Here is a 23,277-nt window from a genome sequence, read left to right on the forward strand (position 1 = left end):
TTCGACCGAGAATCAGTACAGACAATCCCAAATATGAGAATGTAAATGAATCCTTCAGAAAGAAAATGAGTGGTTATAACGGTGAGAAGTCGCTTGAGTACTATTTAAAGTTCTTTCCCGATAAACAATACCACATTTTTAAAAATCTCCGCCTTTTAGATCCACTTACAAATACCTTCTTTGAAATTGATACCTTGCTAGTATCCAATACCCTTATACTTGAACTAGATGCCAAAAGTCATAAAGGAGAACTTCATTTCGACCATCACTTTGACCAAATGCACCAAACTTATGACGATAATAAAATAACGTATGCTTGTCCTTTGTTACAATTACGCAGACATGAGGTTCAACTTAGAAGGTTTCTTGAAACAAACAAAATTCCTGTGCCGCCCATTGAATCGCTTGTTGTTATTACTAACCCTTCCACCCGTTTAACTGCTACTTCAAATCACCCAGGCATTCACAAAATAATCAACAGCCCAACCCTTTTACCAAAAAAAGAGTTACTTGAAAAGAAACATAAAAAAGTAGTATTAGAACATAAACAAATTCAAAAACTATCTAGACTTTTCAAGAAACTGCATACACCATACGATAAGAATATTCTCAAACGGTTTAGCATAGAAAAAGGCGAACTTCTAAAAGGAGTTTTCTGTCCAAAATGTGGCTTTTTACCAATGGATCGAACTCCAAGGCAGTGGCGTTGTACAAACTGCGGCCATGTCTCTAAGACCGCTCATCTTCAGGCTATCGTTGACTACGGTTTGTTAATTGATAGCAAGATCACAAACAAAGAGCTTCGTGATTTCCTGTTGCTACCATCCCGAATGGCTGCAACTCATATCTTTAAAACATTGAGACTAGAATGTACCGGGAATACAAAAGGAAGGGAGTATTTGTTAGGTAGTATTTTGGAACAGGAAGATGAGTAGCCGTTGCTTGCAGGTTGATTGAATAGTTCGTGATGAGAGATATAGCTAATATGCAATTATTTTATTTGGTATGCAATTAACATGGTTATCCTTCAAATAAATTAACTTATTATGCAATTACCACATGCTATCCTGCAATTATAAAGATTATTGTGCAATGAGCCTGACCCTGAGTTTTCCTATAGAACCTGATTACATGTTTTTACCTCCATTTTCACATACTAGGAAAAGATATAGTTGTTTTAGGAGGTTTACATGAAAAAGGTTCTACTATTTATGTTGTTTTTACTACTTTTTGCCGCTTCTGCTGTCCAAGCTGCAGAGGAACCTCAATATTTCGGTGTTGGCGCCACGGTTACAAAATTAAAAGACGGAATCTACTCGGTAAAAACAGAAGGTAACAAGGAAAACGAGGGTTTTGTGTTCACGCCAAAAGATATTAAAGGTGGAGAAACATATATTTTCTCTGTTGAACTCCAAGGTGCAACAGCTATATATCTAAACGTAGATGAAACAGACCCGAGAGGTACATTTTTAGCTGAAACAGTATCACCGGTTATCTCAATCCATGATGTATGGAGAACTGTCCAACTTGAGGTTGAACTGCAGGATAGCACTTCGCAAATTGATGCCATGGTACTAACCAATAAACAAGAAGCAACTGAGTTTAAATTCCGCAATGTAAAAGTAACGAAAAAAGAAGAAACAGACGCGCCCGAGTGAGCGTGTCTGTCTTATTTTAGTAGGTTTATGATTCGTTCTTTTAACTCAAATGATAGTGGTTGTTTCAATGCTTTTTCAAAAATTGATGAGTTGGTCAAACCATTTAAATGAAAATAAGCCTCAAGCAACTCCACTTTCTCCTGTTTCCCCGGAATAAGCCAATACAGCACAAACCAATCCTCTAACGAACACAACGGAATCTCAACTCCACTTATTTCACGAGTATCAGCCACAGAACACTCGCCAAAATCCAGCTCGTATACCCCTTCACTATGCTCAATCGCAAACCCGCCCATCACATCGAAATCAACTTGGTTGGCTGTGTATTTCGAAAAATGTCTTGTCCGAAAAGGCTCCTTGCTCACAACTTCCTTCGCTACAGCAAGACTCGAAAAAACCTCACGTACCTGTTCAACATCCTCAACACTTACTAAAATATCAACATCATTCGGATCATCCACCAACCCATGAAAATGAAGCAGCAGCGATCCACCGACTCCCCACTTAATATTCCGGCTATTGAGTTCGTCGCCAATCATAGCTAATGTATCTAACATTCAATGTTCCCCCATCAAAAAAGGCCTGGAACCCAGACCTCCAAAAATTACTTTATCTTAAACTGCTGAATTAGTGTATTCAGCTCTCCAGCATTTTCTTCAAGTGCTTTTGCACTCTTCGCAACTTCATCCATTGAGCTGCTTGATTGTTGTGCAGTTGCAGATACTTGCTCAACTCCTGCAGCTGATTCTTCTGCTACAGATGCAATGCTTTCAATCGAAGCGTTGATTTGTTGTGAGTCATCTAACACATTGTAAAGTGACGCTGACATTGCTTCGATTTGTGTGCCGATTTGGTCGATCGTCTTTTTCAGTGCGTTGAAGGTTTCACCGGTTGTTTGGATTTGCTCCGTGCCTTCTGTAACCGATTGGTAGCCGTCATCCAATGACTCTACCACTTGTTTCGATTCATTTTGGATTTCCCCTACGATGTCAGTAATTTCGGTTACGGATTTGCTAACTTGTTCGGCAAGCTTACGAACTTCATCTGCTACAACTGCAAAGCCACGACCATGTTCACCAGCACGGGCTGCTTCAATTGCTGCATTCAGTGCAAGTAGATTTGTTTGCCCCGCAATTTCTTTAATTACTTTTACAAGCTGAGTAATTTCATTTGTTTTTTGATCAAGCCCCACTACCTTCTCGTGTGAGATCTTCATTTTCTCATTAATTTTGTTCATTTGTTGGATGGACATTTCCATATAAGAGCTTCCATCGTTTGTCATTTGTAACATACCTTGCGATTGGTCTTTAATATCGTCGCCTTTAACGGCAACCTGCATAATTTCTTGTGAGAAGTGTGACATTTGCTCGATTAGTGCGGTTGACGAAGATGCTTGTTCTTCAGCACCATTTGAAATTTCATGCATGGTTGTTGCGATTTGCTGACTTCCCGCCATCACTTCATCAGCATATTGCGCAAATTCTTCACTTTGACCGGTTAAATTATCTGACACCACGGCCATTTGTCCAATCATACTACGTAAGTTTTCATTCATCTCATTAACTGAATTTACAAGCTGGCCAATTTCGTCCTTAGACTTTGTGGCGATTGGCTCAACAGGGAGCTCACCTTTTGCAATCTGATTCATTCTAGCTGCAATTTTTTTCACTGGTCTTGCAATTACTTCAGAAGTGTAAAATGCAATTGCCATTCCGAGAATAATAACCACAGCCCCAACAATAATTCCTGCAAGGTTGATCTGTTGACCGTAATTTACAACTGCGTTCCCGCTTGAAACTATGTGTCTTTGTTGGTCATTCGATAACTTTTCAATCGACTCCATTAACCCTCTGGCCGTAGGTTGAACAAAAGTACCGAGATTGTGTCTAGCTAACTTGTCATCGCCACTCTCATAAGGAGTAATGACACCCGATTTAATCGCTTCTCGCCATTCAGCTGTATTTTTCAACAGAGTGTCTATTTCTTTAATCTTCAGTTCACTTAACTCTTTGTTAATGACATCAAAATTCACCGTGTAAACATCAAAATCATTTTTATAGGAAATTTCCCCAAAAAGTACGTATCCTCTTGTTAATCCAGCGCTCTGCGCAATATTGTATTTTAGATTCTCAAGCTGGATAAGGACCGGCAACTCTTCAGACACCATTTCCTGAGTCTGGTCATTCATCGTGGAAACCGCGAAGTAGTTAAAGACGGCTAGTCCCACGCAAAAAATAATAATAGCTAGAAAACTCACGATTAATCGTATTCGGATACTTTTCATGTATTTTTACCTCTTTCACAGTTTGATAACGCTTTTATAAAAAAATAAGACCATTCTCAACATAGAATGGCCAACGAATGCAATCATTTATTGGTAACCAGGCTGTCATGGTACTTTTGTACTGTAGACCCTATGGTTTTGCGTCCTGTCCTTTCGGAAAGTTTGCCTTTTCCTATGTAACTAGTAGACTATACTCCTAGTATACAGGCAACTACAGGATTCAACAATACACGACAAAGGAATTATCTAAATTTGTGAACTACTTTTTCACAACCAAATCTAGCAGCATTTTTAAAAACTCATCCGCACTCGCTGGCAAAACTTCTGGTAACTCTATATTTGCTCTCATCTTCTTCCCTCCTACTCTAGTTTTCCTACCTTCTCTAGTAATCTAGTATTACCAGGAATTTGATAGATATACATAAAAGAGGAAGAAAAAAAGCCAGCATAACGCTGACTTTATTCGAAAAATTCCATATGGTGTTTTTCTTGTTTGTAGTATTGAATGCGGTCTTGAAGGGTTCCGGTGTGGAACTCAAATTTGTGACCGTCTGGGTCTGTGAAGTAGATTGATTGTTTGTCTTTTTCGTCTCGGGTGCGGCCGGGTAAAATCGTGACGTTCAGCGCTACGAGTTTTTGGTGCATTTTTTCATAATCTGCTTCATCTATTGTAAAAGCAATATGTGTATATGATTGATGAATTTCATTTCTTGGTATGTTCTGTTCTTCATTTAACGCTAGCCATAATCCATTCAGGTCAAAGTATGCGGTGGTTCTCCCTTTTACAAGAAACTTTGCACCGAAAACTTCCTGGTAAAATTTTATCGAAGTTTCGAGATCAGACACCGAGAATAACAGATGGTTTATGTTCATCTCACTTGTTTAAGTGCTCTCTCAATTACACGCATGTTTTTGATTGTTTCTTCAATAGAATATTTAAGTTGTTTTCCGGTTAACACTGCTTCAGCAAAATGCTCAACCTGAAGCTTGTATTGATCTCCTTGAACAGTTTCGACTCTTTTTTCAGAAGTTGTACTAACTTCGATAGTACCATTTCCATCCTCAATATCCGGGCGAAATGCATATTTTACAAAAATAGAGCCGTTTGTGCCTACCGCTTCGTATTGTGCTTTATACTGTTGTTCGAAGCTGCAATCAAAGCTCGCTAGAACTCCACTTGGAAATGTGAGCGTACCGGCAGCAGTCATATCAACACCGTATTCAGGGTGCATGGTTGCAGATGCTTTTACATCGGTAGGCTCTTCACCAGCTAGAAGGCGGCTCGCATGAATGGTGTAACAGCCAATATCATATATTGCGCCTCCACCAAGTTCACGGTTTAAGCGAATGTTCGTCGGATCACCATCATGTGCAAATGAAAATGTTGAACGGATTAGTTTAAGGTCTCCAATTTCGCCGGAAGCGATTATCTCTTTCACGCGATCATGCTGCGGATGGAACTGATACATGAAAGCTTCCATGAAAAGCACATTATGCTGATTGAATACTTCGGCAATATCCTCAACCTCTTGAGAAGTTAATGCAGCAGGCTTTTCACACAGCACATGCTTACCAGCCTTCGCTGCTTCAATCGCCCACTCTTTATGTAATTGGTTTGGCAGTGGAATGTAAACCGCGTCAATATCAGGGTCATTTAGTAAGTCTTTATATGAGTTGTAGAATTTCGGAATATCTAATTCTGCAGCAAACGCCTCGGCCTTCCCGCTTTCGCTCGCAACCGCAACAACCTCTGCGTTTTCAGCTCGCTTCATAGCCGGAATCAGTGACTTTCTCGCTATATTTGCCGTACTTAAAATACCAAATCGAACTTTCGCCATTGTGATGCCTCCTTTTTAGTAGATAACAAGGCTATATTCTCATATTTTGGGTGAATGTGGAAGGTTTTGTGGAGGTAAACTTAATGTTAGTTTGTTAATCCGACAAAACTTGGACGGAATTCGGCAATAATTACAATATTCCGGGAAAACTTGCGCATAATTCGGCAATAATTTTGTTAATCCGGCAATAATGGGATATAATCCGAAAAAAATTAATATTCCTGCGATTAACTATTAATCCACAAAAAAATCCAGAGGAATCTCCTCTAGATCACATACTTGTACATTCTTTTAGTTTACCAACAAGGTCGCGCATTACTTCCTCTGTTGTAATAGAAGCCGTTTCTTCTACCTTTTTCTGAATCTCTAACATTATATTTAATAGTTGTTCTGAACTCATTTTAATTACCTGCCATTATCATTTTTTCCAATTAAAATCCATTTTACACTATTCTAGAAATTTAGCAAAGGAAAAATTTTGTAGAATTCGTGACTTTTATACTAGAAAACAAAAATACCCCCAAAGAATGGGGGTATTGCATCATAATTTATTTAAAACGGAGTAGGTCCAGGTGGAAAACCTGCAAAGCTATTATTATAGAAGGCAGCATACTTAATTTCCCCTTTTTCATTAACAAACGGAACAGCGCCTAGTCTAAAGTCTTCACCAGTATTTGGCTTAACCACTTGAATAAGGTCCGCACCTGCAAAGCTATATCCTTCAGCTTCCTGTGCTTTTTTCAAATTGTGAAAATCTGTTGATTTTAAAATATTCGCTACAAGTTTATTGCGTTCTGCACCATCAAGGTAAATAAATGGACAACCACAGTCTTCTTCGTTCTCTCCACCTTCATGCGCAAACACCGCATTTCCCGTACCAATTAACACGAGTAAAACTAGCAATCCACTACATAAAAACTTTACGAAGCCTTTCATTCTACTTCACTCCTTTTAGTAGCTTTCACATAAAGATTATACGAGCATCCGACAATTTCCTTCATTTTCCGATAAAATAAGGCATAAGAACTATAAATGATAGGTCTATTTTCCCAAAACAAAAGCTTAGGCTCCAAAGAACCTAAGCTTTTTACTCATCCTCATTTAAAAGTTCATCCATATACTCATCTAGCTCAAAATCTAGTTCGTTAACGAGATTCGTATAATGTTGAATTTCTTCAGCTAGAACTTCTTCAAAATCCTTACGTCTTGTTGAGATACTTGTAGCTGAAACTTCGAATTCTTCCGCCAGCTCTTTGTAGGTCGAATAGCCGCCATATGGATAAATATCCTCCACTAAACTTATCAAAGAAGCTGCGTATAATTCTGTCTTTTTAATGGTTGGATTTTTGCGTTGGCAGTAGAGAGACCAAAGTGTAATCCCCATTCCAACGATCACTTCATCATACCCATAGCGAAGCATCCGGTTCTCGAACTCGAGCGATACCAATTTTTGTAGAGGCGTGTCCCAGATGAAGTCTGCCGTACTGGTTCCCGGCTTCCCAAACATAAAGACAGTAAACACGTTGATGTAGTGCTTCGACATGAAGTCTACTGGACTCGCTTCACCGCTCGCCTGATAGAGTTCAAGTAGTGACCCCGACATCCCTTCCGCAACATTAGTCGGTAATTCAAGAAATGTTGTGAAGAAGATGGAACTCGCACCAGCAGGCAGTAGCGTGCCAAATAAGAAATATCCAACATCGATCTCTGTTTCAGTTTCATAGATTCTAACTCGGTGCTCGGCTTTTGTAAAAATATCTTGAACGGTTATATATGAGTTTTCGATTTGTGTAATGGTATACGCAGACGGTCTTGCCTTTTTCCAACTTTGTAAAATCTCTCTCGTTCTTGGTCTGCTATGTTTTTTAGAGAACGTATCAATGTATTGTTGCAAAATTGTTTTGCCCTCAAATTCTACGGACGTAACCACCCAAACTCGAGCAAAAAAATCAAAAAGATCATATGCATCGTCAGGAAGATCTTCGAAGCTATCTCCATATTGTTGGAGATACTCCTCGATTACGTCAGTATACATATCCACAGAGAATTGGAAAACATCCGTTTGAATCTCATTCAGTTCATTCTCAAGCAGCTGATTTATGGATACAATATCGTTTTTACCACAGCACTTCTTATACTTCTTTCCGCTGCCACACGTACAAAGCTCGTTGCGTCCAATTGTCATCATGGAATGTACTCACCCTGCTTTCAATTCTTTGACTCTATCATATCATACTTTTTCTGGTTCATTTGATGTTGTTTGAAGTGGTAAGAGTTGCTAGTGGCTAGGTTTTGTGGGGGATTTGTGATAAAAGGTGGAAAACGAGTCTGTTTTTGATCGATTCGAGAACTTTTTTAATGCATGGTGGAAAAATATCATGTGGCTTTGCGGTAATTCAGGGGATTTAAGCTGGTATAAAAGCATTTACGATTTTTAATTTTCATTTATGGTTTTTATATCGGATTTACGGTTTTTAGCGGGGATTTATGGTTTTTAATCAGGATTTACGGTTTTTAATTGAGATTTACGGTTTTTAGCAATTTTGGTAAGGCAATTCATAAAAACACCAAGCCAGCAACAAAAGTCACTGGCCATAAAAATACTCCCTACTCCCAATCCATCCCCGTCCTTCTTATCGTATAGTCAAAACTCACCTTAATTTCCATATCCTTAAACACCTCAGCCCATTTGTCCTCTGTTTTCACTTCGGTTTTCCAGTAGGCACTGTGTTTCGCTCTGATGCGGGCACCTAATCCAAGTACATCAGAGCCTTTCTCTTGTAGTTGTTTTAATAATTTCATGCAATTTTCTTCTGTAATTTCATTTGCCTTTTTTTCGATTTTTTCTACGAGTGGACCATTCAAGGTTGCGCCGATTGCTTCATCTATATTTGCGTCAACTTCCACCTTAATCGTGGCAGTTGGTTTTCCATCTTTAATATCAACTTTGATATCCGACTTTCTCTCTTGGGTTTCAACAATAAAGACTCCATCATGGTCATCCAGGGACAGACTGATCGGATATCCGCCGGAGCTTTTTTCCTTCATATCCATAAACGTGCCAATCTCCATCGGGTTTGTCAGACCAACCATTTTCTCCCCACGAAAATACGCAAGTCCGTCAACCAAAATCCGGTCATTGTTGATAACCTTGACCCCAGGAAGAACGGGATCAACCCCCATATCCGAGACATCAATCCAAAACTTCCCCAAATATTCACGTGGGAGTTTTCCGAATCTCACTGCATTATCAAGAGTATCCGACAGATACAATGCCGGCACCGTTTCAAGCGGAGGCGCTGCTCTTAAAACTTTCGCTGCATCCTTTTTGTTGACTATCATCCAGGCAGTTCTTCTTACTTCATAGTTACGCCTGAGATATTCATTGATATCACCAATACCAGTCTTTGCAACTTCATCTGACAAAACAATGATTTGCAAATGACCCAAGTAAAGTTTTTCTGCAAGCTGCTGTTGAAGATTGGCCATTGCGTCACGTAATGTATGGCCGTAGGTTTCCAGGATCCAAGCTGTTTTCTCGGAACCCTCACCGCCACCACCTTCAGGGCCAAGTTTTATTTTACCAGGAAGAGCAATTTGCGCAGTCACTTTATACGATGGATTTTTTTCTTCATCCGGAAATTCTCCTGATTGATGTGTCACCTCATTTTCACTTTCATTTTCCGCAAGATCAACTGCAAGCCCTAAAACGTTCGCTCTCTCCTCCAGCTCATATCGGTCCCAACAGCCTGATAAAAGGAAAGTCGCCGCAAGTATGCAGACTAAACTTCTAACATTTTTCATGCAGAAACCTCTCCTTTTTTTCGAAGCTTTGCAAGTATCAATAGAAAAACCGGATAAATGATTGTTAACGGTAAACCGAAAAAGGTCGCAACCAATATATAGTCATACATTTCATAGATATTTCGTGGTAATAGTGCAATCACGAATATAACTGGCGTACCGAGTAATGCAATCACTCGATAGTTATAATATCGAAATAATTCTCCAATCCCTCTTACGATTAAAAAATAGTATGAAAGCTGTGTTGTAAAAACTCCGTAAATCCATGAAATAATGAGGATTGCATCCACTCTTGCTAAAATATCACCTGGTATCGAGATCATTCGGCCAAGGATTAAGGTTGGCCAAATCATTTGATGTACCTCTTCCTCACCAAACACTCCCACCACCATAATGACAATAAACATGACAAACAGGCTGGCAATGATAAACCCCACCATTCCACTTTTTACACATTTTTTCGGTTCCTTCATATATGGAATCACCATCGTGATAATAAAGAAACTGAGCATCGCCTGTGTAACAACAAGACCACCCTGAATAAACTCCTTCCAAACCAAGTTGTTACCTACAATTGGCGTTAAATGATAGACTTCAATGTCTTTATAGATAGGAAGAATCACAAGTAACAACGGAAAAATAATCAGCGGCATGTAAAAAAAGTGGATGTATGCAAACGTTGATACGTTTCGAAAACTTGTTGTCGCACAAAGAAAGATCATCATAAAAATTGCGATATGGATGGGCGTACTCGGAAGGATTCCACCAGCGATTACCTCTGCAAACTGCCTCGTTTCAAGGCCCATTATGAGTACAAAGAATAAAATGATGACACCTGTAAAAATACGTCCAATTGCTTTTCCTAAAATAATTTCGTTGTATTTCACAAGTGTATGTTTCGGAAATCGTTTCCCTAACAAGACAATTGCAAGTAGACCAATGAACGCAACAGATATCCCGAACAAGCTGGCCAATGGTGCACCAAGGCCCGCTCCTTTTACAACGAACCTTGGAAAAGCTAGCATTGAGACACCTAGGATCGAGCTTATAATAATGAATGTTAGCTGCCAAGGAGTAATACGCTCTCTATGTTTGTCCATTGGTGTCCCCTCCATTTTTACCCTTAAGGTTTGATTTTGGCACCGTTCTCTCACCAGGATCTACCCGTTTTACATCAAGCGGCTTTATTTGAGCTGGACGATTTTTCATCCAACGAAAAGGTGCACGAATAAATGAATCCTTGATACCTTCTAGGTTTAGCGGTGCAACAGGCGCCATATAAGGAACACCAAACGACCGAAGCGAAAGCATGTGGTTGATAACTAGCATAAGTCCAAACGCGAGACCAAGCAGCCCAAACGTTCCCGCCAGAATAATTAATGGAAACCGCAGTAGCCGAAACGCTGTGGCAGCATTATAGGATGGCGTCACAAACGAACCGATGGTAGACAATGCGATAATGACAACGGTAATCGGGCTCACAAACCCAGCCATGACCGCAGCTTGTCCGATTACTAGAACTCCGACGATGGATAAAGCACCACCAACCTGCTGTGGCATTCTGACGGTCGCTTCACGAAGGATTTCCATCGCGAACTCCATCAGTAAAACCTCAACAAACACTGGAAATGGTACACCAGAACGTCCACTTGAAGCAGCAACCACGAACTTCGCCGGAATTAGTTCTGGATGATACGATAAAACCGTCACATAGAACGACGAAAACGTCAGCGAAAAAATGAGTGACACGTACCGGATAAAACGGACCGAGGATGTAATCATGAACCTCTCATTGTAATCCTCACTCGTCTGATAAAACTGGTTAAAAACAGCAGGCACAATTAAAGCAAAAGGTGAACCGTCTATTAAAAGGACAACTCGTCCTTCTACTAAATTCCCAACTGCTTTATCAGGACGTTCCGTGTTCTGCACCTGCGGAAACGGTGACCTCGGATTATCCTGAATCAGCTGCTCTATGTAACCCGCATCTAAAATACGGTCAATTTTAATTTTATCGATGCGTTTCTTCACTTCGTTTAATAAATCCGGGTTTACAATTCCATCAATATAGCAAACCCCAACCCTCGTTTTTGTTCGCTCGCCCACCTCAAACTGCTCCACTCGAAACTCTGGTATCGGAAGACGGTACCGCAGCAGGGACACATTCGTTACAATCTGTTCAATGAACCCATCCCGTGGTCCACGTACCACGCGCTCCGTTTCGGGTTGGGCAATCCCTCGTTTTTCTGGCTTATATGTATCAAGTAGTAATGCTTGATCTGATTTTTCAAAAAGGATTACTGTTTTCCCTCGAAGTAACCCAGTGAACAAGCTAGAAAGCTCAGATTCAGCTTCCCCTGAACAGTGATACAGAATGTCTTCTAAAAGCATATCTGTAAACAGACGATTTTCGGTTGTTGTCGTTGGGCGTTCCTTTTCTTGCAGCAGTTTTATGATATCACGATCAATTTTCTCCTGATCCACCAAACTACTTATGTAAATTGCAACAGCAGTTGTATCACCAAACAGATGAAACTTTCTCGTTGAGTAATCCATGTTTTTTTGAAAAACATCTTGAAACTCCGAGATTGTTTGGTCGAGGTTGTCTGTAATTTTCTTTTTGTCTTGCAGTGCCGGACTTTCAGGCAAGGAGTGTTCCTTTTTGAAAAAATTGGCCATCATTCTCCCTCCTACAGTTTGTTATTTTGTTTAACGAAATAGTTTGTATGCATTTTTCGGAAGGATTAGTGCTTTGGTAGTAGGTTTTGGATGTTTTTTGGCGGGGGACAAGTGATTGAGGTGGAAAACTGGGGTGGATTTGTTGTGTTTTAACTAATTGTAGGACTTATTTTAATTTATAGTGGTAAAAATTAAGCAGATTCGAGTTCAAAATGATAGTTTGAGAGATTTATCAGAGGAATTATCGATGGCAAATTAGATTTATGGTTTTTAATTTTCATTTACGGTTTTTATTTCGGAAATACGGTTTTTAGCAGGGATTTACGGTTTTTAATCTGAATTTACGGTTTTTAAATGAGATTTACGGTTTTTAGCATTTTTCGAGTAAAATCCTGAGTATGAAGTACACGAAATTAGCTACAAAACTTGCTATCAGAGTGTGAAATTCGCACATATGCAGGTTAGCTCAGACACCGTTACTGCCACAGTGAGATCCCCTAAAAATGGTAGTTAAAATTTGATTAAAGGTGAAAAATAACTAGTTTTACTGCAAATTTGTCTCATTACAAACAGGTATTAGGTCAATTTTTATAGTAAAAGAGTCTTCAAGACGGGCTTACGATTTTTAATTGGCAATTACGGTTTTTATTTCGGAAATACGGTTTTTAGCAGGGATTTACGGTTTTTAATCTGGATTTACGGTTTTTAAATGAGATTTACGGTTTTTAGCATTTTTCGAGTAAAATCCTGAGTATGCAGTACCCGAGATTACCTACAAAACTTGCTATCAGAGTGTGAAATTCGCACATATGCAAGTTAGCTCAGACACCGTTACTGCCACAGTGAGATCCCCTAAAAATGGTAGGTAAAATTTGATTAAAGATGAAAAATGACTAGTTTTACTGCAAATTTGTCTCATTACAAACAGGTATTAGGTCAATTTTTATAGTACAAGAGTCTTCAAGACGGGATTACGATTTTTAATTGGCAATTACGGTTTTTATTTCGGAAATACGGTTTTTAGCAGGAATTTACGGTTTTTAATCTGAATTTACGGTTTTTAAATGAGATTTACGGTTTTTAGCATTTTTCGAGTAAAATCCTGAGTATGCAGTACCCGAGATTACCTACAAAACTTGCTATCAGAGTGTGAAATTCGCACATATGCAAGTTAGCTCAGACACCGTTACTGCCACAGTGAGATCCCCTAAAAATGGTAGTTAAAATTTGATTAAAGGTGAAAAATGACTAGTTTAACTGCAAATTTGTCTCATTACATACAGGTATTAGGTCAATTTTTATAGTACGAGAGTCTTCAAGACGGGATTACGATTTTTAATTGGCATTTACGGTTTTTATTTCGGAAATACGGTTTTTAGCAGGGAAATACGGTTTTTAATCTGAATTTACGGTTATTAAATGAGATTTACGGTTTTTAGCATTTTTTAAGATAAATCCTGAGTGCACTACCACCCAAAACATGAACCAACTCATCCCACACAAAAAAGAAGACAGATCAACTCTGCCTTCTCCCTACATTACTTAAGTTTCAACTCCGGTTCCAACTCTGCTTCAAAAATACGCGGCCAAGGCAATTTCACATGGACACTTTCCAAATCAGTTATTGTCTTATAAAAGTCTTTATTACCTCTTGAACCAATGTATACTTTTTTACCGTCAAAATACTGGTACCACTTTTCTGTTTCAACAGTGAGGTTTTCTTTTACAAAGTCATTCACCAGGTCATATTTATCTCCTAGGTCCCACTCACTGGCACCTATTTGACCAATATAAGTCCTTGCAGCTGGATGAACTACATTTTTATAGCCCTGATCCTTTGCAAATCGGTGCAGCAAAAACTCGTAATGTGCCTGTGCTGTTTGTTCATATAGTGGCACACCGAACCCATTCGTTTGTTGTAAAAATGCATATCGTGATGCTGCGTGACCAACTGTGATACCCAATGCATTACCAGCTGTGTTCCAGCCGCTATATGATAGAATCTTTGTTAAATCTACATTCTCCGCAAGGCTCGTAACAAAGGCTTCTTCCGCTTTGTTAACAATCAAAACGTCGCCAATTGCAACTTGTTTTCCTTCATCAATTAACTCACCAGTACGAGAAACAAGCCCTGCAATATCTGCTTCCCTTGTTGAGTCTGCGCCCGATGGAGTATTTAACAGTAGATGAATATCCGCTTCACTCTCATCCTCAACAACCGTTCCGCCCGCTGCTACAATATGCTTCTGAACATTATAATCAAACGTCGTATCTTCAAATGGAGCAATCCAATCTTCCCCGTGGATGCCGCCATACTCTACATAAAACGCAGGCGAAGTATTAAAGAAATGATTCACAAATCTAGATACTAACACAGCATCCACTTCATCTGCACCAGGGAAAACAGCAACCTGATCTTCTACATTAAGTTCATTAACTTTCTCAAGTAAAAGTTCACGTTCTGCTCTATGTAGACCATATGGCGCTGCATCATCTTGAGCCAAAATTAAGTAGTCAACATAGCCTTCGTTCACCCAATCAATCATCATATTATTAACTGTGTGATTTCTCGCTCTTGCCTTTTTATAATCTTCAAGAACAGCTTCTGGAATAATAGACTCTAATTCGTCCAGTCTCTCTCTACCCGGCATTCCGAGATTCACAACTTTATCATATAGAATTGCCCATTCACTAATTTGATTATAATACTTTAAATACTCATCACTGATTGCCGTTACCGCTAACCGTTGAATCGTATCATATACGTACACAGGCTTATTCGGAAACAACTCTTTTAATTGTTTAATCACTTGGATATCAGCTGTTGCATCCTCTAACGATTTTGTACCTGTGCGGGAAGCAACAAGTCCCCCATACGCAAGCATACTTGTTGAAATAACAAATCCATCCGCATCTTTGCCATTTTCTAAAAGCCATTTACTAATTTCTTCACCATTCCCCGGAGTTGTAAACTTTCCTATCATCTCTTGAGGTGGAGAAACTACTTCAATTCCAGCAGATAGCCCTACCTGCTTAGGAAAATATAAATTTGCAGGTCGGTCATCTAATGGAACCATTAGAACGGTAGCGAGAGGTTCCTTTTTCTCTTTTGCACTAATTGTTCCTGTAAAGCTAAATAACAAAAGGACAGCAAGACAAACAGAAATTACTTTTCTCCAACGTTTCATTCGTTTCCTCCTTAGATTATTACTTTATAAAACTACCCCGTTTTCTACTAAAACAGCTTTTAGTTTGGTAATATCAAGGTCTTTTGGTGTAACGTTTTCTTTAATGGATAGCGCGGCAGCGGTTCCAGCGGCTTGCCCAGTTGCCATTGCGCTAGGAGTTAGTCTTGTTGTAGCAAGTGCCTCGTGTGTAGTTGAAATACACCTCCCTGCTACTAGTAGATTTTCAATTTTTTTCGGCACTAGACTTCTGTATGGAATTCCATAACTGCCGTCTCCTTCGATGTCGTTTGCTTGAACGCCTCTGCCAGTTGGGTCATGTATGTCAATTGGGTAGCCACTAAGAGCAATAGTATCCTCAAACTTCTTTCCAACCACTACATCATCGATTGTAAGAGCATATTGCCCATCGATTCGGCGGGTTTCGCGGATACCAATTTGTGTTCCGACAGCTGATATTGAAGCTTTTTCAAATCCAGGAATTTTCTTTTGTAAAAATTCAGCCATCATTAGAACTTGTTTTCGTCCTTCTTTTTCACCTTCCGATAAATCAAACACATTTGTACCATCCAGCCCCTGTACTCGTGTACAGTTTACAAGTACTTCATCTTCTTCTGGACCGGCAAAAAACAACACTTGATCCCGGTTTATAGGTACACCTGACTCGTTCCATTCTTTATAAAACCCTTGTACTCCTGTTAGAGGTATTTCATCCAATTCATCAATCGGTGTTTTTTTATAAAAATTACTAGGATTTGCTTTCATTGCTTCTTTTACTTTTGAAAGATCAACGCCTCTCATGCGAAACTTCATTGTCATCGGCTGTGTTTTGTTATCGGTGTCCCTTCCTTTTAGGCATGGCGCTCCTGATAAATAGGCAATGTCTGCATCCCCGGTTGTATCAACAAATCGTTTGGCCGCTACTGTAATTGGGCCAGATTTAGTTGTTAGGTTAATCGATTGAATTACGTTGTCTTCTACTTCAACCTTATCTACAAAGCTATGTACAAGCACTTCTACTCCGGCTTCTTCCAACATTTCTAAGGCAAGGAGCTTATATTTTTCCGGATGATATGGTGTTAATGTATTTGTAAATCCTACAGTATCCCGTAAATGTCCGGGTGATCCCCCTTGTTCCATTAATCGATCAATGATTTCTTGAGCAATTCCTTTGATTACCTGTTTTCCTGATGATGTATGGAAGGTCATCCATGGGTATACAAGTGCCACTGTTGACATCCCGCCTAAAAATCCATACCTCTCGACAAGAAGTGTTTTTGCTCCTAATCTACCAGCTGCAATTGCTGCATTTATACCAGCAGGTCCGCCTCCTGCTACAACAACATCATAATCTAGTTCTCTATTCAAAATAGACACATCCTTTTTTAAAATACTAAAAGCCTATTTTAGACAGATCAACTTTTATGTTGTTTGCTGTTTTCAAATAGGCAATTTTAACAATTACTTTCCTCCAGTCATTGCAACACCTTCAATAAACTGTTTTTGTGCAAAGAAGAAGACAATTAGTAATGGAACGGTTGCCATTACGGAAGCACTCATTAATAGCTCCCATTTTGTTCCTACTTCATCAGTGAACAAAGCCAAGGCTAACGGCAAGGTCATTAATTCTTTTGAATTGATATAAATAAGTGGTTCATAAAATTCATTCCAGCTTGTTAGGAATGTAAAAATAGTAAGTGTAGCAATTGCCGGCTTTGCTAATGGAAGCATGATGTTCCAATAAATTCTGAAGTATGAACAACCATCTAATTTAGCAGCTTCCTCCAATTCCTTAGGAACTAGTAGAAAGAACTGCCTCATCACAAACACTCCAAATACCCCCGCTGGTCCTAAAATAGGAATCGCAATTAATGGTACATGAGTATTAATTAAGCCCAGGTCTCTCATAAACAAAAAGAGTGGGATGGTTATCACTTCGACTGGAATCATCATCGTGCTTAATAAACAAAGGAATAAGAAGGAGCTTCCCTTAAAAGAAAGCTTCGCAAACGCATAGCCCGCTAACGATCCAAAAAATATCGTTCCAGCTGTTACTAAAATAGCAATATATAAGCTATTAAAATAAAACAGATGGAATGGCGTGGAGTCTAGTACTTTTAAATAGTTCTCCCATCTAAAAGGATCTGGAATCAATTGAAAAATGAAAACCTTGGTTGAATCCTTAAAAGAGGTATTAATCATCCACAAAAGCGGAATGATCATCACAAGAGAAACTAATGAAAGCACGCCGTAAAATAAAACCTTTGATATAATTCCGTTCTTCTTTTTATTGCTCATGGAATACCCACCTTCTTCTACCAATCCACTGTATGAGGGTAAATATCATAATGATTAGGAATAGTACGAGCGCAATGGCTGATGCATAGCCGAACTCATAAAGTTTAAAGGCACTTTCCCAAATATAGTAAACTAGCACCTTTGTATGGTTTCCTGGTCCTCCACCGGTCATCACATAAATCTGGCCAAATACCTTCATTGAACCGATAATGGTTAAAATTAATGTTAAAAAGACTGTTGGCGTAATCATCGGAAGTGTAATATGCCTAAATTGCTTAAACTTGTTTGCACCATCTAATAACGAAGCTTCATATAGATTTTTATCCACCTGTTGCAGCGCTGCCAAGAACAGCACCATGTTTAAGCCTACATTTTTTAAAGCACTAACAACAATTACTGCACCCATTGATAAATTAGGATCATACAACCAGGCTGGTCCATCAATTCCGAAGAATCCTAGTGCCTGGTTAATAAATCCTTCTTCCGTTCCAAACATGTATTTCCAAATAATTGACCATACAACAATTGAAGTCATAACAGGAATGAAAATGGCTGTACGGAAAAGACCGATACCTGGTAGATTACGTTGTAATAAAAGCGCTAAAAATAACGCTAGTACTATATTGATAGGAACTAACCCCGCTGAAAAAATGAGGGTGTTTTTTAATACAACCCAAAATTCAGGGTCATTTACCATTCTTTCGTAGTTTTCTGTTCCAATAAAATTCGGATCTCCTAATAGCTGCCAGTCTGTGAAACTAATATAAATTGAATACACTAACGGAAACAGCATGACAAGCAAAAATCCTACTACCATCGGACTTACAAATAAGTACCCGTAAAATGCTTCGCTTCCTACGAATTTCTTACGCCTATTAACCGGTTTAGGAGGTATTGCTTTTTCAACTTGCATATTTGATTCCAACTGATTTACCTCCTTATAAAGCATCGATTGCATTTCGGAATGATGATACTGCCCCACGAATACTGTCCTCCGTATGACCGACTACAACGGCGCCAAGCATCACTGCTTTTACACCCGCTTGATATAAAACTGGTATATCAGTAGGAGTCAACTTTCTTTGTGAAGGAACTAGTATTGGAACATCTGTGTTTTTGACTAAGGATTGATACGCTAACACATCTTTAAATGTAAGAGGATTTCCATACTCATCCCCGGGTATAATAGAAGCTTCTAACGCGGAAATTCCAAAGTGCTTTACATTTCCAATTCGGCTTACATCATACTCGCTGTTTATTGCAAATGTCTTTTCAATCCCGTTTAATCCAAGCATCCAACCCGGTTTATGATGTGCGTATATAGAATAAAAGGAAAAGCCCAGCTGAGTGATTTTATCCATCTCACTGCGAGTTATATCTTCAAATGAACCACCGGGTACAATTCCAAGCGGTCCAGAAAATTCATTTTTAATTGTTCGAAAAACGTCAATATAGTCCTCAACTGAGGAAAAATGGTTTCCTGAAGCACGATGCTCTACATTTACATGCATTTTAATTGCATCTGCACCTGCTTCAATTGCTGCACGGGCTAAGTCCACCCGGTTTTCTGGTAAACTCACAACTAACGTCAGCTTTTTCTCTTCCAGTATCTGTTGCAATGATGTAGTCATTTATTTCACCCCTAGTAAAAGGTAAGCGGTTAATCCCATAACAGGTTAACCGCAGGCGTTACGCTTATTTAAGCAATGGATCGATCTTTTCTTCCATGCCTTTTAGAATGTCTTCAGGTTCTTTTAACTGCCCAAAGAGTTCATCAAAACCAAACTGTATTGCATTGTCAATTTTTTGCCACTCCATATGTCCTGCTTGAAGTCTTGCATTATCCATTTCATCAATAACTGCTCGTTGAATACTTTCAACAGGCGGGTTATTTGGTTGATTTACAAACTCGTCAGAGCTAAGTACAGATTCGCGTGGAGGTACAAAGAACGTAGATGTTGCTGTGATACCCTCTTGACTTGTAAAGAATTTAAGAAGCTCTTTCGCTTCCTCCGGGTGCTTAGATCCTTTGAATAAACCGTATCCAGCTTGACCTAGCATTGGGAATCTACCTTCTGGTCCTTCTGGAAGTGGCGCGATATCCCACTCAAAATCAGTTACTGCACGTGCAGCAGATACATAGCTATACACATCAAAGAACATACCAATTTTTCCTGAATCAAAGCTTACTTGTTCACCTGCTTTTGGATGTGAACCAGCTTTAAACATCATGCGTTGCAGCATTGATAAAGTTTCTACACCTTGCTTGCTGTTCCAAGTGAAGTCGGTTTGGTCTTTATTAAACAGGTCTCCACCGTTTGCCCACGTATGTGACAATAATGCAATCCATGTATTCCAGTCGCGGAAGAAGTTTGCACCGTATACTCCATCTGAAGAAATTGCTTCTGCTGATTTTTCAAATTGTTCCCATGTCCATGTTCCTGCTTCTACATGTTCATTTGGCGTTTTTTCACCAGCATTTGCAAATAAGTCTTTGTTATAGAACATAACCATTGGAGGTGTCGAGAATGGAATTCCTAATAATTTGTCATCCTTCTCAAATAATTCAAGAGTTGATGGGAAAAAGTCATCCATGTTATACTCTGCATCATCTTTAAAAGAAGTTACATCATCTAACAGGTCATTCTCCATAAATTGTGGAACCATACGTTCCGCAACCCATCCCACATCAGGCAATTCTCTACCTGCAGCTAATACAGTAATCTTCTGCTGGTAGTCTGGGAATGGTACACTTTCCATTTTCACTTTAATATTCGGATGTTTTTCATTAAACTTTTTGATTAACTCGTTATACACTTCCTGGTGGGCTTCGCTTCCCCACATCATAAAGGTTAACTCTACTTCTTCATCTGTCTTTTTGCCGCCATCTTCAGATTTTTCCGTACCAGCATCATTACTGCACGCAACTGAAAACGCTATCAAAAATAGAGTTAAGAAAATAATTCCTAGCTTTTTCATTATTTGTAATCCCTCCCTTTGCTCTTTATTTTAGGAGACGCGCCTATATAAAAATATCCTCTCAATCATAGAAAAAGTTCGCATATCGTAGATTTTTAATTTTATGAATATTTACGATACTGGACAGGTGTCACTCCAACCTCTTGCTTAAAGATGGTCATAAAGTGCTTTGGACTTTTATAGCCTGCTAATTGTGCAACCTCGTACACTTTTAAATTTGTTTCCTTTAGCAGCTTTTTTGCACGTTTTATTCTTGCTTCTGTGATGTATTCCGTAAATGTTTGGTTAAGCTCTGCTTTAATTAACTGCCCTACATATTGAGGGTTTAAAAAAACATAATCTGCAATATGTTTTAACGTGATCTCCTGGCTAAGATGGTCATCAATATATTGAATGATTCTTTTAAAATTAGTGGAAGTATCTGATACTGGTTCATTTGTGTCTTTAAATATTTTTGAAAGAGTTTCAGAGAGTTCTACACGGTTGATTGGCTTTAACAGATAATCTGTAATTCCATGGCGCATTGCCGTCCGAGCATATTCAAAGTCACTATGACCACTCAATATGAGAATGGGTACTTCCTGTGAAATCTGCCTAACCTTCGAAATAAAGGTTAAGCCATCCATCCCTCCCATTCGAATATCCGTGATAACTAAATGCGGCAATTTTTGCTGAAAGACTAAAAGCCCTTCTTCTCCACTTTTAGCCTCTGTGACTGTATAACCGCCAATCACTTTTTCTAGTAAAACCCTTAGACCTTCCCTAATAATCCCTTCATCCTCAACCACCAATATTTCCTTCACTGTTCATCTCCTCCTTACGAATCGGAATTGTTAAGGTAACTGTAAAACCACCTTGTCCTTCTCCACTAATCTCTAATCCATACTGCAGTCCATATAACAACTGAATTCTTTCGTGAACATTTGATAATGCAATGCCATTATGTTCTTGCGAGGAACTACTTTCGTAGCTATCTATGATTCTCCTAAGTTTTTTTAGCTCTTCTTCAGAAATGCCTTGTCCATTATCCATTATCTTGATAATCACTGTTTCTTTTTCTAAATACACGTTAATCCAAATAGAGCCGCCTCTACCCTTGATTCCATGAATAATCGCATTTTCAACTAATGGCTGCAGCATTAATTTTGGAAGTAATACATGATAAAGTGATTGGTCCACCTCCACATAGTATTGCAGCTTTTCTCCCAGCCTCACTTTTTGAATCGCAATATATGAATCTATAAAATCTAATTCTTCTTTCAACGTGACAATTTTAGACGTATTGTCGATCGTATACCTTAGAAGCTTTCCAAGAGACGATACCATGTCTGACACTTCAAAATTACCTTTTGTAATTGCCAACATATTGATCGATTCCAATGTATTGTACAAAAAGTGTGGATTCATTTGGCTTTGTAAAGCCCTTACCTCAGCCTCTTTCTGACGTAAGCTTGTCTTATATACCTCTGAAACAAGCCGATCTATCTCACTAATCATATGATTAAATCCCTTACCTAGTTGGCCGATTTCATCATTCGAGATGATGTCTACTCTTTGTTTAAAGTTCCCTTTCTGAACATTATCCATTGCCTTTCGTAATGAAAGTATTGAACCAACAAGTGGTTTGGACAGGAATATTCCTAACACGAATGAAACGACTATCCCCAGTAAAACCACAACCAGTATTACCTTTCTCAAGTGATTCACTTCACTGAAGACCGTTTTATGTGGCGTTAGCATTATCGTTTTTACACCTGAATAATCAGATTCGTTGAAAACCATCAAATAATCGGTTCCATCTATTTCGATGTTTGTAAAATTACTACTATCATCTATTTCCTTTATAAAACGTTCTTCTATGATTTTTTCTTTATTATTTGGATAAATAAATTCATTGTTTTTGTCAACTATAAAAATCTTGCTCTTACTATTGGTACTACTTACAATGTCTTCAATCAACTCTTGTTTTAAATCGATTTTTATAATGCCTAAGGGATCATATGTAGAAGGATCTCGAATAAGTCTTGCCACTGAAAAAACTACCGTTTCTTTCTTTAAATAGTAATTAGGTTGATGTAATGGCAGTAGAATCCACTCTCCATCAGCCTTCTCAATATTTTGAATCCACTCATTGTTCCTCTCAAACACTTTTAACATAACTGTATTCGAATCCAGGTTGCTAAAAATAGTACCGTCATTCGCCATTATATGAATTCCTTTTATTTCAGTCCGCATATGAATCAAGCTTGAAATATATCTCCACATCGGTAATCTTTCAGATGCAGGTGGAAATGAGGTATGTTCACTTGGAGTCAGATGATTCTCTAATATATCTAATACTTGTTGATCGTATAACGGAGATAACGAAATGATTTGCATCTCCTTTAAGTAACGATTAATATTCTGGTTTATCTGACTCGCCAACTGGATTTGGTATTCCTCTGTTCGTTCTTGACTTGACTTTGCAAATTGATAATACGTAATCGAGCCCAATATAGCAGCAGTAATTAACGTCAAAAGCGAAAAAACAAGCATTAACTTGACTCGATAAG

Annotated in this window: 20 protein-coding genes and 1 riboswitch; of the genes, 2 read left to right on the top strand and 18 right to left on the bottom strand. The window is 38.8% G+C overall.

Annotated elements, in window-relative coordinates; all coding sequences use genetic code 11:
• Positions 1-65: 65 nt before the first annotated feature.
• Positions 66-935, top strand: a complete 870-nt coding sequence (locus tag AB3M96_RS18070) for an NERD domain-containing protein (RefSeq protein ID WP_412969033.1) — start codon at positions 66-68, stop codon at positions 933-935.
• A 255-nt stretch (positions 936-1,190) separates the two neighbouring features.
• On the top strand, positions 1,191-1,658 hold the full coding sequence (locus AB3M96_RS18075; protein WP_412969034.1) for a hypothetical protein: 468 nt from the start codon (positions 1,191-1,193) through the stop codon (positions 1,656-1,658).
• Positions 1,659-1,669: 11 nt separating this feature from the next.
• On the opposite strand, the gene AB3M96_RS18080 is transcribed toward AB3M96_RS18075, so the two are convergent.
• The 18 genes from AB3M96_RS18080 to AB3M96_RS18165 form a co-directional block, all read right to left on the bottom strand.
• Entirely contained in the window at positions 1,670-2,215 is a 546-nt protein-coding gene (locus AB3M96_RS18080) for a nucleotidyltransferase family protein (protein WP_412969035.1), read from the bottom strand.
• Between the two features lie 47 nt (positions 2,216-2,262).
• Entirely contained in the window at positions 2,263-3,942 is a 1,680-nt protein-coding gene (locus tag AB3M96_RS18085) for a methyl-accepting chemotaxis protein (protein ID WP_412969036.1), read from the bottom strand.
• Between the two features lie 89 nt (positions 3,943-4,031).
• A riboswitch (cyclic di-GMP riboswitch) is annotated at positions 4,032-4,119 on the bottom strand.
• Between the two features lie 282 nt (positions 4,120-4,401).
• Entirely contained in the window at positions 4,402-4,815 is a 414-nt protein-coding gene (fosM, locus tag AB3M96_RS18090) for a FosM family fosfomycin resistance protein (RefSeq protein WP_412969037.1), read from the bottom strand.
• A complete protein-coding gene (locus tag AB3M96_RS18095) occupies positions 4,812-5,780 on the bottom strand; it encodes a Gfo/Idh/MocA family protein (RefSeq protein WP_412969038.1) in 969 nt (322 codons plus the stop codon). The genes fosM and AB3M96_RS18095 overlap by 4 nt, the downstream gene beginning before the upstream one ends.
• A gap of 271 nt (positions 5,781-6,051) precedes the next feature.
• Positions 6,052-6,180 (bottom strand): YwzD family small protein, encoded by a 129-nt coding sequence (locus AB3M96_RS18100; RefSeq protein ID WP_412969039.1) that lies wholly within the window; start codon positions 6,178-6,180, stop codon positions 6,052-6,054.
• 152 nt (positions 6,181-6,332) lie between these two features.
• A complete protein-coding gene (locus AB3M96_RS18105) occupies positions 6,333-6,716 on the bottom strand; it encodes a hypothetical protein (RefSeq protein WP_412969040.1) in 384 nt (127 codons plus the stop codon).
• A gap of 151 nt (positions 6,717-6,867) precedes the next feature.
• Positions 6,868-7,965 (bottom strand): SEC-C metal-binding domain-containing protein, encoded by a 1,098-nt coding sequence (locus AB3M96_RS18110; RefSeq protein WP_412969041.1) that lies wholly within the window; start codon positions 7,963-7,965, stop codon positions 6,868-6,870.
• A gap of 422 nt (positions 7,966-8,387) precedes the next feature.
• A complete protein-coding gene (locus AB3M96_RS18115; RefSeq protein WP_412969042.1) occupies positions 8,388-9,584 on the bottom strand; it encodes a Ger(x)C family spore germination protein in 1,197 nt (398 codons plus the stop codon).
• Positions 9,581-10,684 carry a GerAB/ArcD/ProY family transporter gene (locus tag AB3M96_RS18120; protein ID WP_412969043.1) on the bottom strand — a complete coding sequence of 368 codons (1,104 nt, stop codon included), beginning with the start codon at positions 10,682-10,684 and terminating at the stop codon, positions 9,581-9,583. The genes AB3M96_RS18115 and AB3M96_RS18120 overlap by 4 nt, the downstream gene beginning before the upstream one ends.
• Positions 10,671-12,263, bottom strand: coding sequence for a spore germination protein (locus AB3M96_RS18125; protein ID WP_412969044.1), 1,593 nt, complete (start codon positions 12,261-12,263; stop codon positions 10,671-10,673). The genes AB3M96_RS18120 and AB3M96_RS18125 overlap by 14 nt, the downstream gene beginning before the upstream one ends.
• A 1,538-nt stretch (positions 12,264-13,801) precedes the next feature.
• Positions 13,802-15,451 carry a DUF4127 family protein gene (locus AB3M96_RS18130; RefSeq protein WP_412969045.1) on the bottom strand — a complete coding sequence of 550 codons (1,650 nt, stop codon included), beginning with the start codon at positions 15,449-15,451 and terminating at the stop codon, positions 13,802-13,804.
• Between the two features lie 24 nt (positions 15,452-15,475).
• Positions 15,476-16,816: an FAD-dependent oxidoreductase gene (locus tag AB3M96_RS18135; RefSeq protein WP_412969046.1), complete on the bottom strand. Its 1,341-nt coding sequence runs from the start codon at positions 16,814-16,816 to the stop codon at positions 15,476-15,478.
• 93 nt (positions 16,817-16,909) lie between these two features.
• Positions 16,910-17,746 (bottom strand): carbohydrate ABC transporter permease, encoded by an 837-nt coding sequence (locus AB3M96_RS18140; RefSeq protein WP_412969047.1) that lies wholly within the window; start codon positions 17,744-17,746, stop codon positions 16,910-16,912.
• Positions 17,736-18,671 (bottom strand): carbohydrate ABC transporter permease, encoded by a 936-nt coding sequence (locus tag AB3M96_RS18145; RefSeq protein WP_412969048.1) that lies wholly within the window; start codon positions 18,669-18,671, stop codon positions 17,736-17,738. Before AB3M96_RS18145 ends, AB3M96_RS18140 begins: the two co-directional genes overlap by 11 nt.
• 13 nt (positions 18,672-18,684) lie before the next feature.
• Positions 18,685-19,377, bottom strand: coding sequence for a beta/alpha barrel domain-containing protein (locus AB3M96_RS18150; protein ID WP_412969049.1), 693 nt, complete (start codon positions 19,375-19,377; stop codon positions 18,685-18,687).
• 64 nt (positions 19,378-19,441) lie between these two features.
• Positions 19,442-20,725 (bottom strand): ABC transporter substrate-binding protein, encoded by a 1,284-nt coding sequence (locus AB3M96_RS18155; RefSeq protein ID WP_412969050.1) that lies wholly within the window; start codon positions 20,723-20,725, stop codon positions 19,442-19,444.
• Between the two features lie 101 nt (positions 20,726-20,826).
• Positions 20,827-21,528, bottom strand: coding sequence for a response regulator transcription factor (locus AB3M96_RS18160; protein WP_412969051.1), 702 nt, complete (start codon positions 21,526-21,528; stop codon positions 20,827-20,829).
• Entirely contained in the window at positions 21,506-23,242 is a 1,737-nt protein-coding gene (locus tag AB3M96_RS18165; RefSeq protein ID WP_412969052.1) for a sensor histidine kinase, read from the bottom strand. Before AB3M96_RS18165 ends, AB3M96_RS18160 begins: the two co-directional genes overlap by 23 nt.
• Between the last annotated feature and the right edge of the window lie 35 nt (positions 23,243-23,277).

It is taken from the genome of Ferdinandcohnia jepli, assembly GCF_047246645.1.
In the GTDB taxonomy this organism is placed as follows: Bacteria; Bacillota; Bacilli; order Bacillales; family Bacillaceae_L; genus Ferdinandcohnia.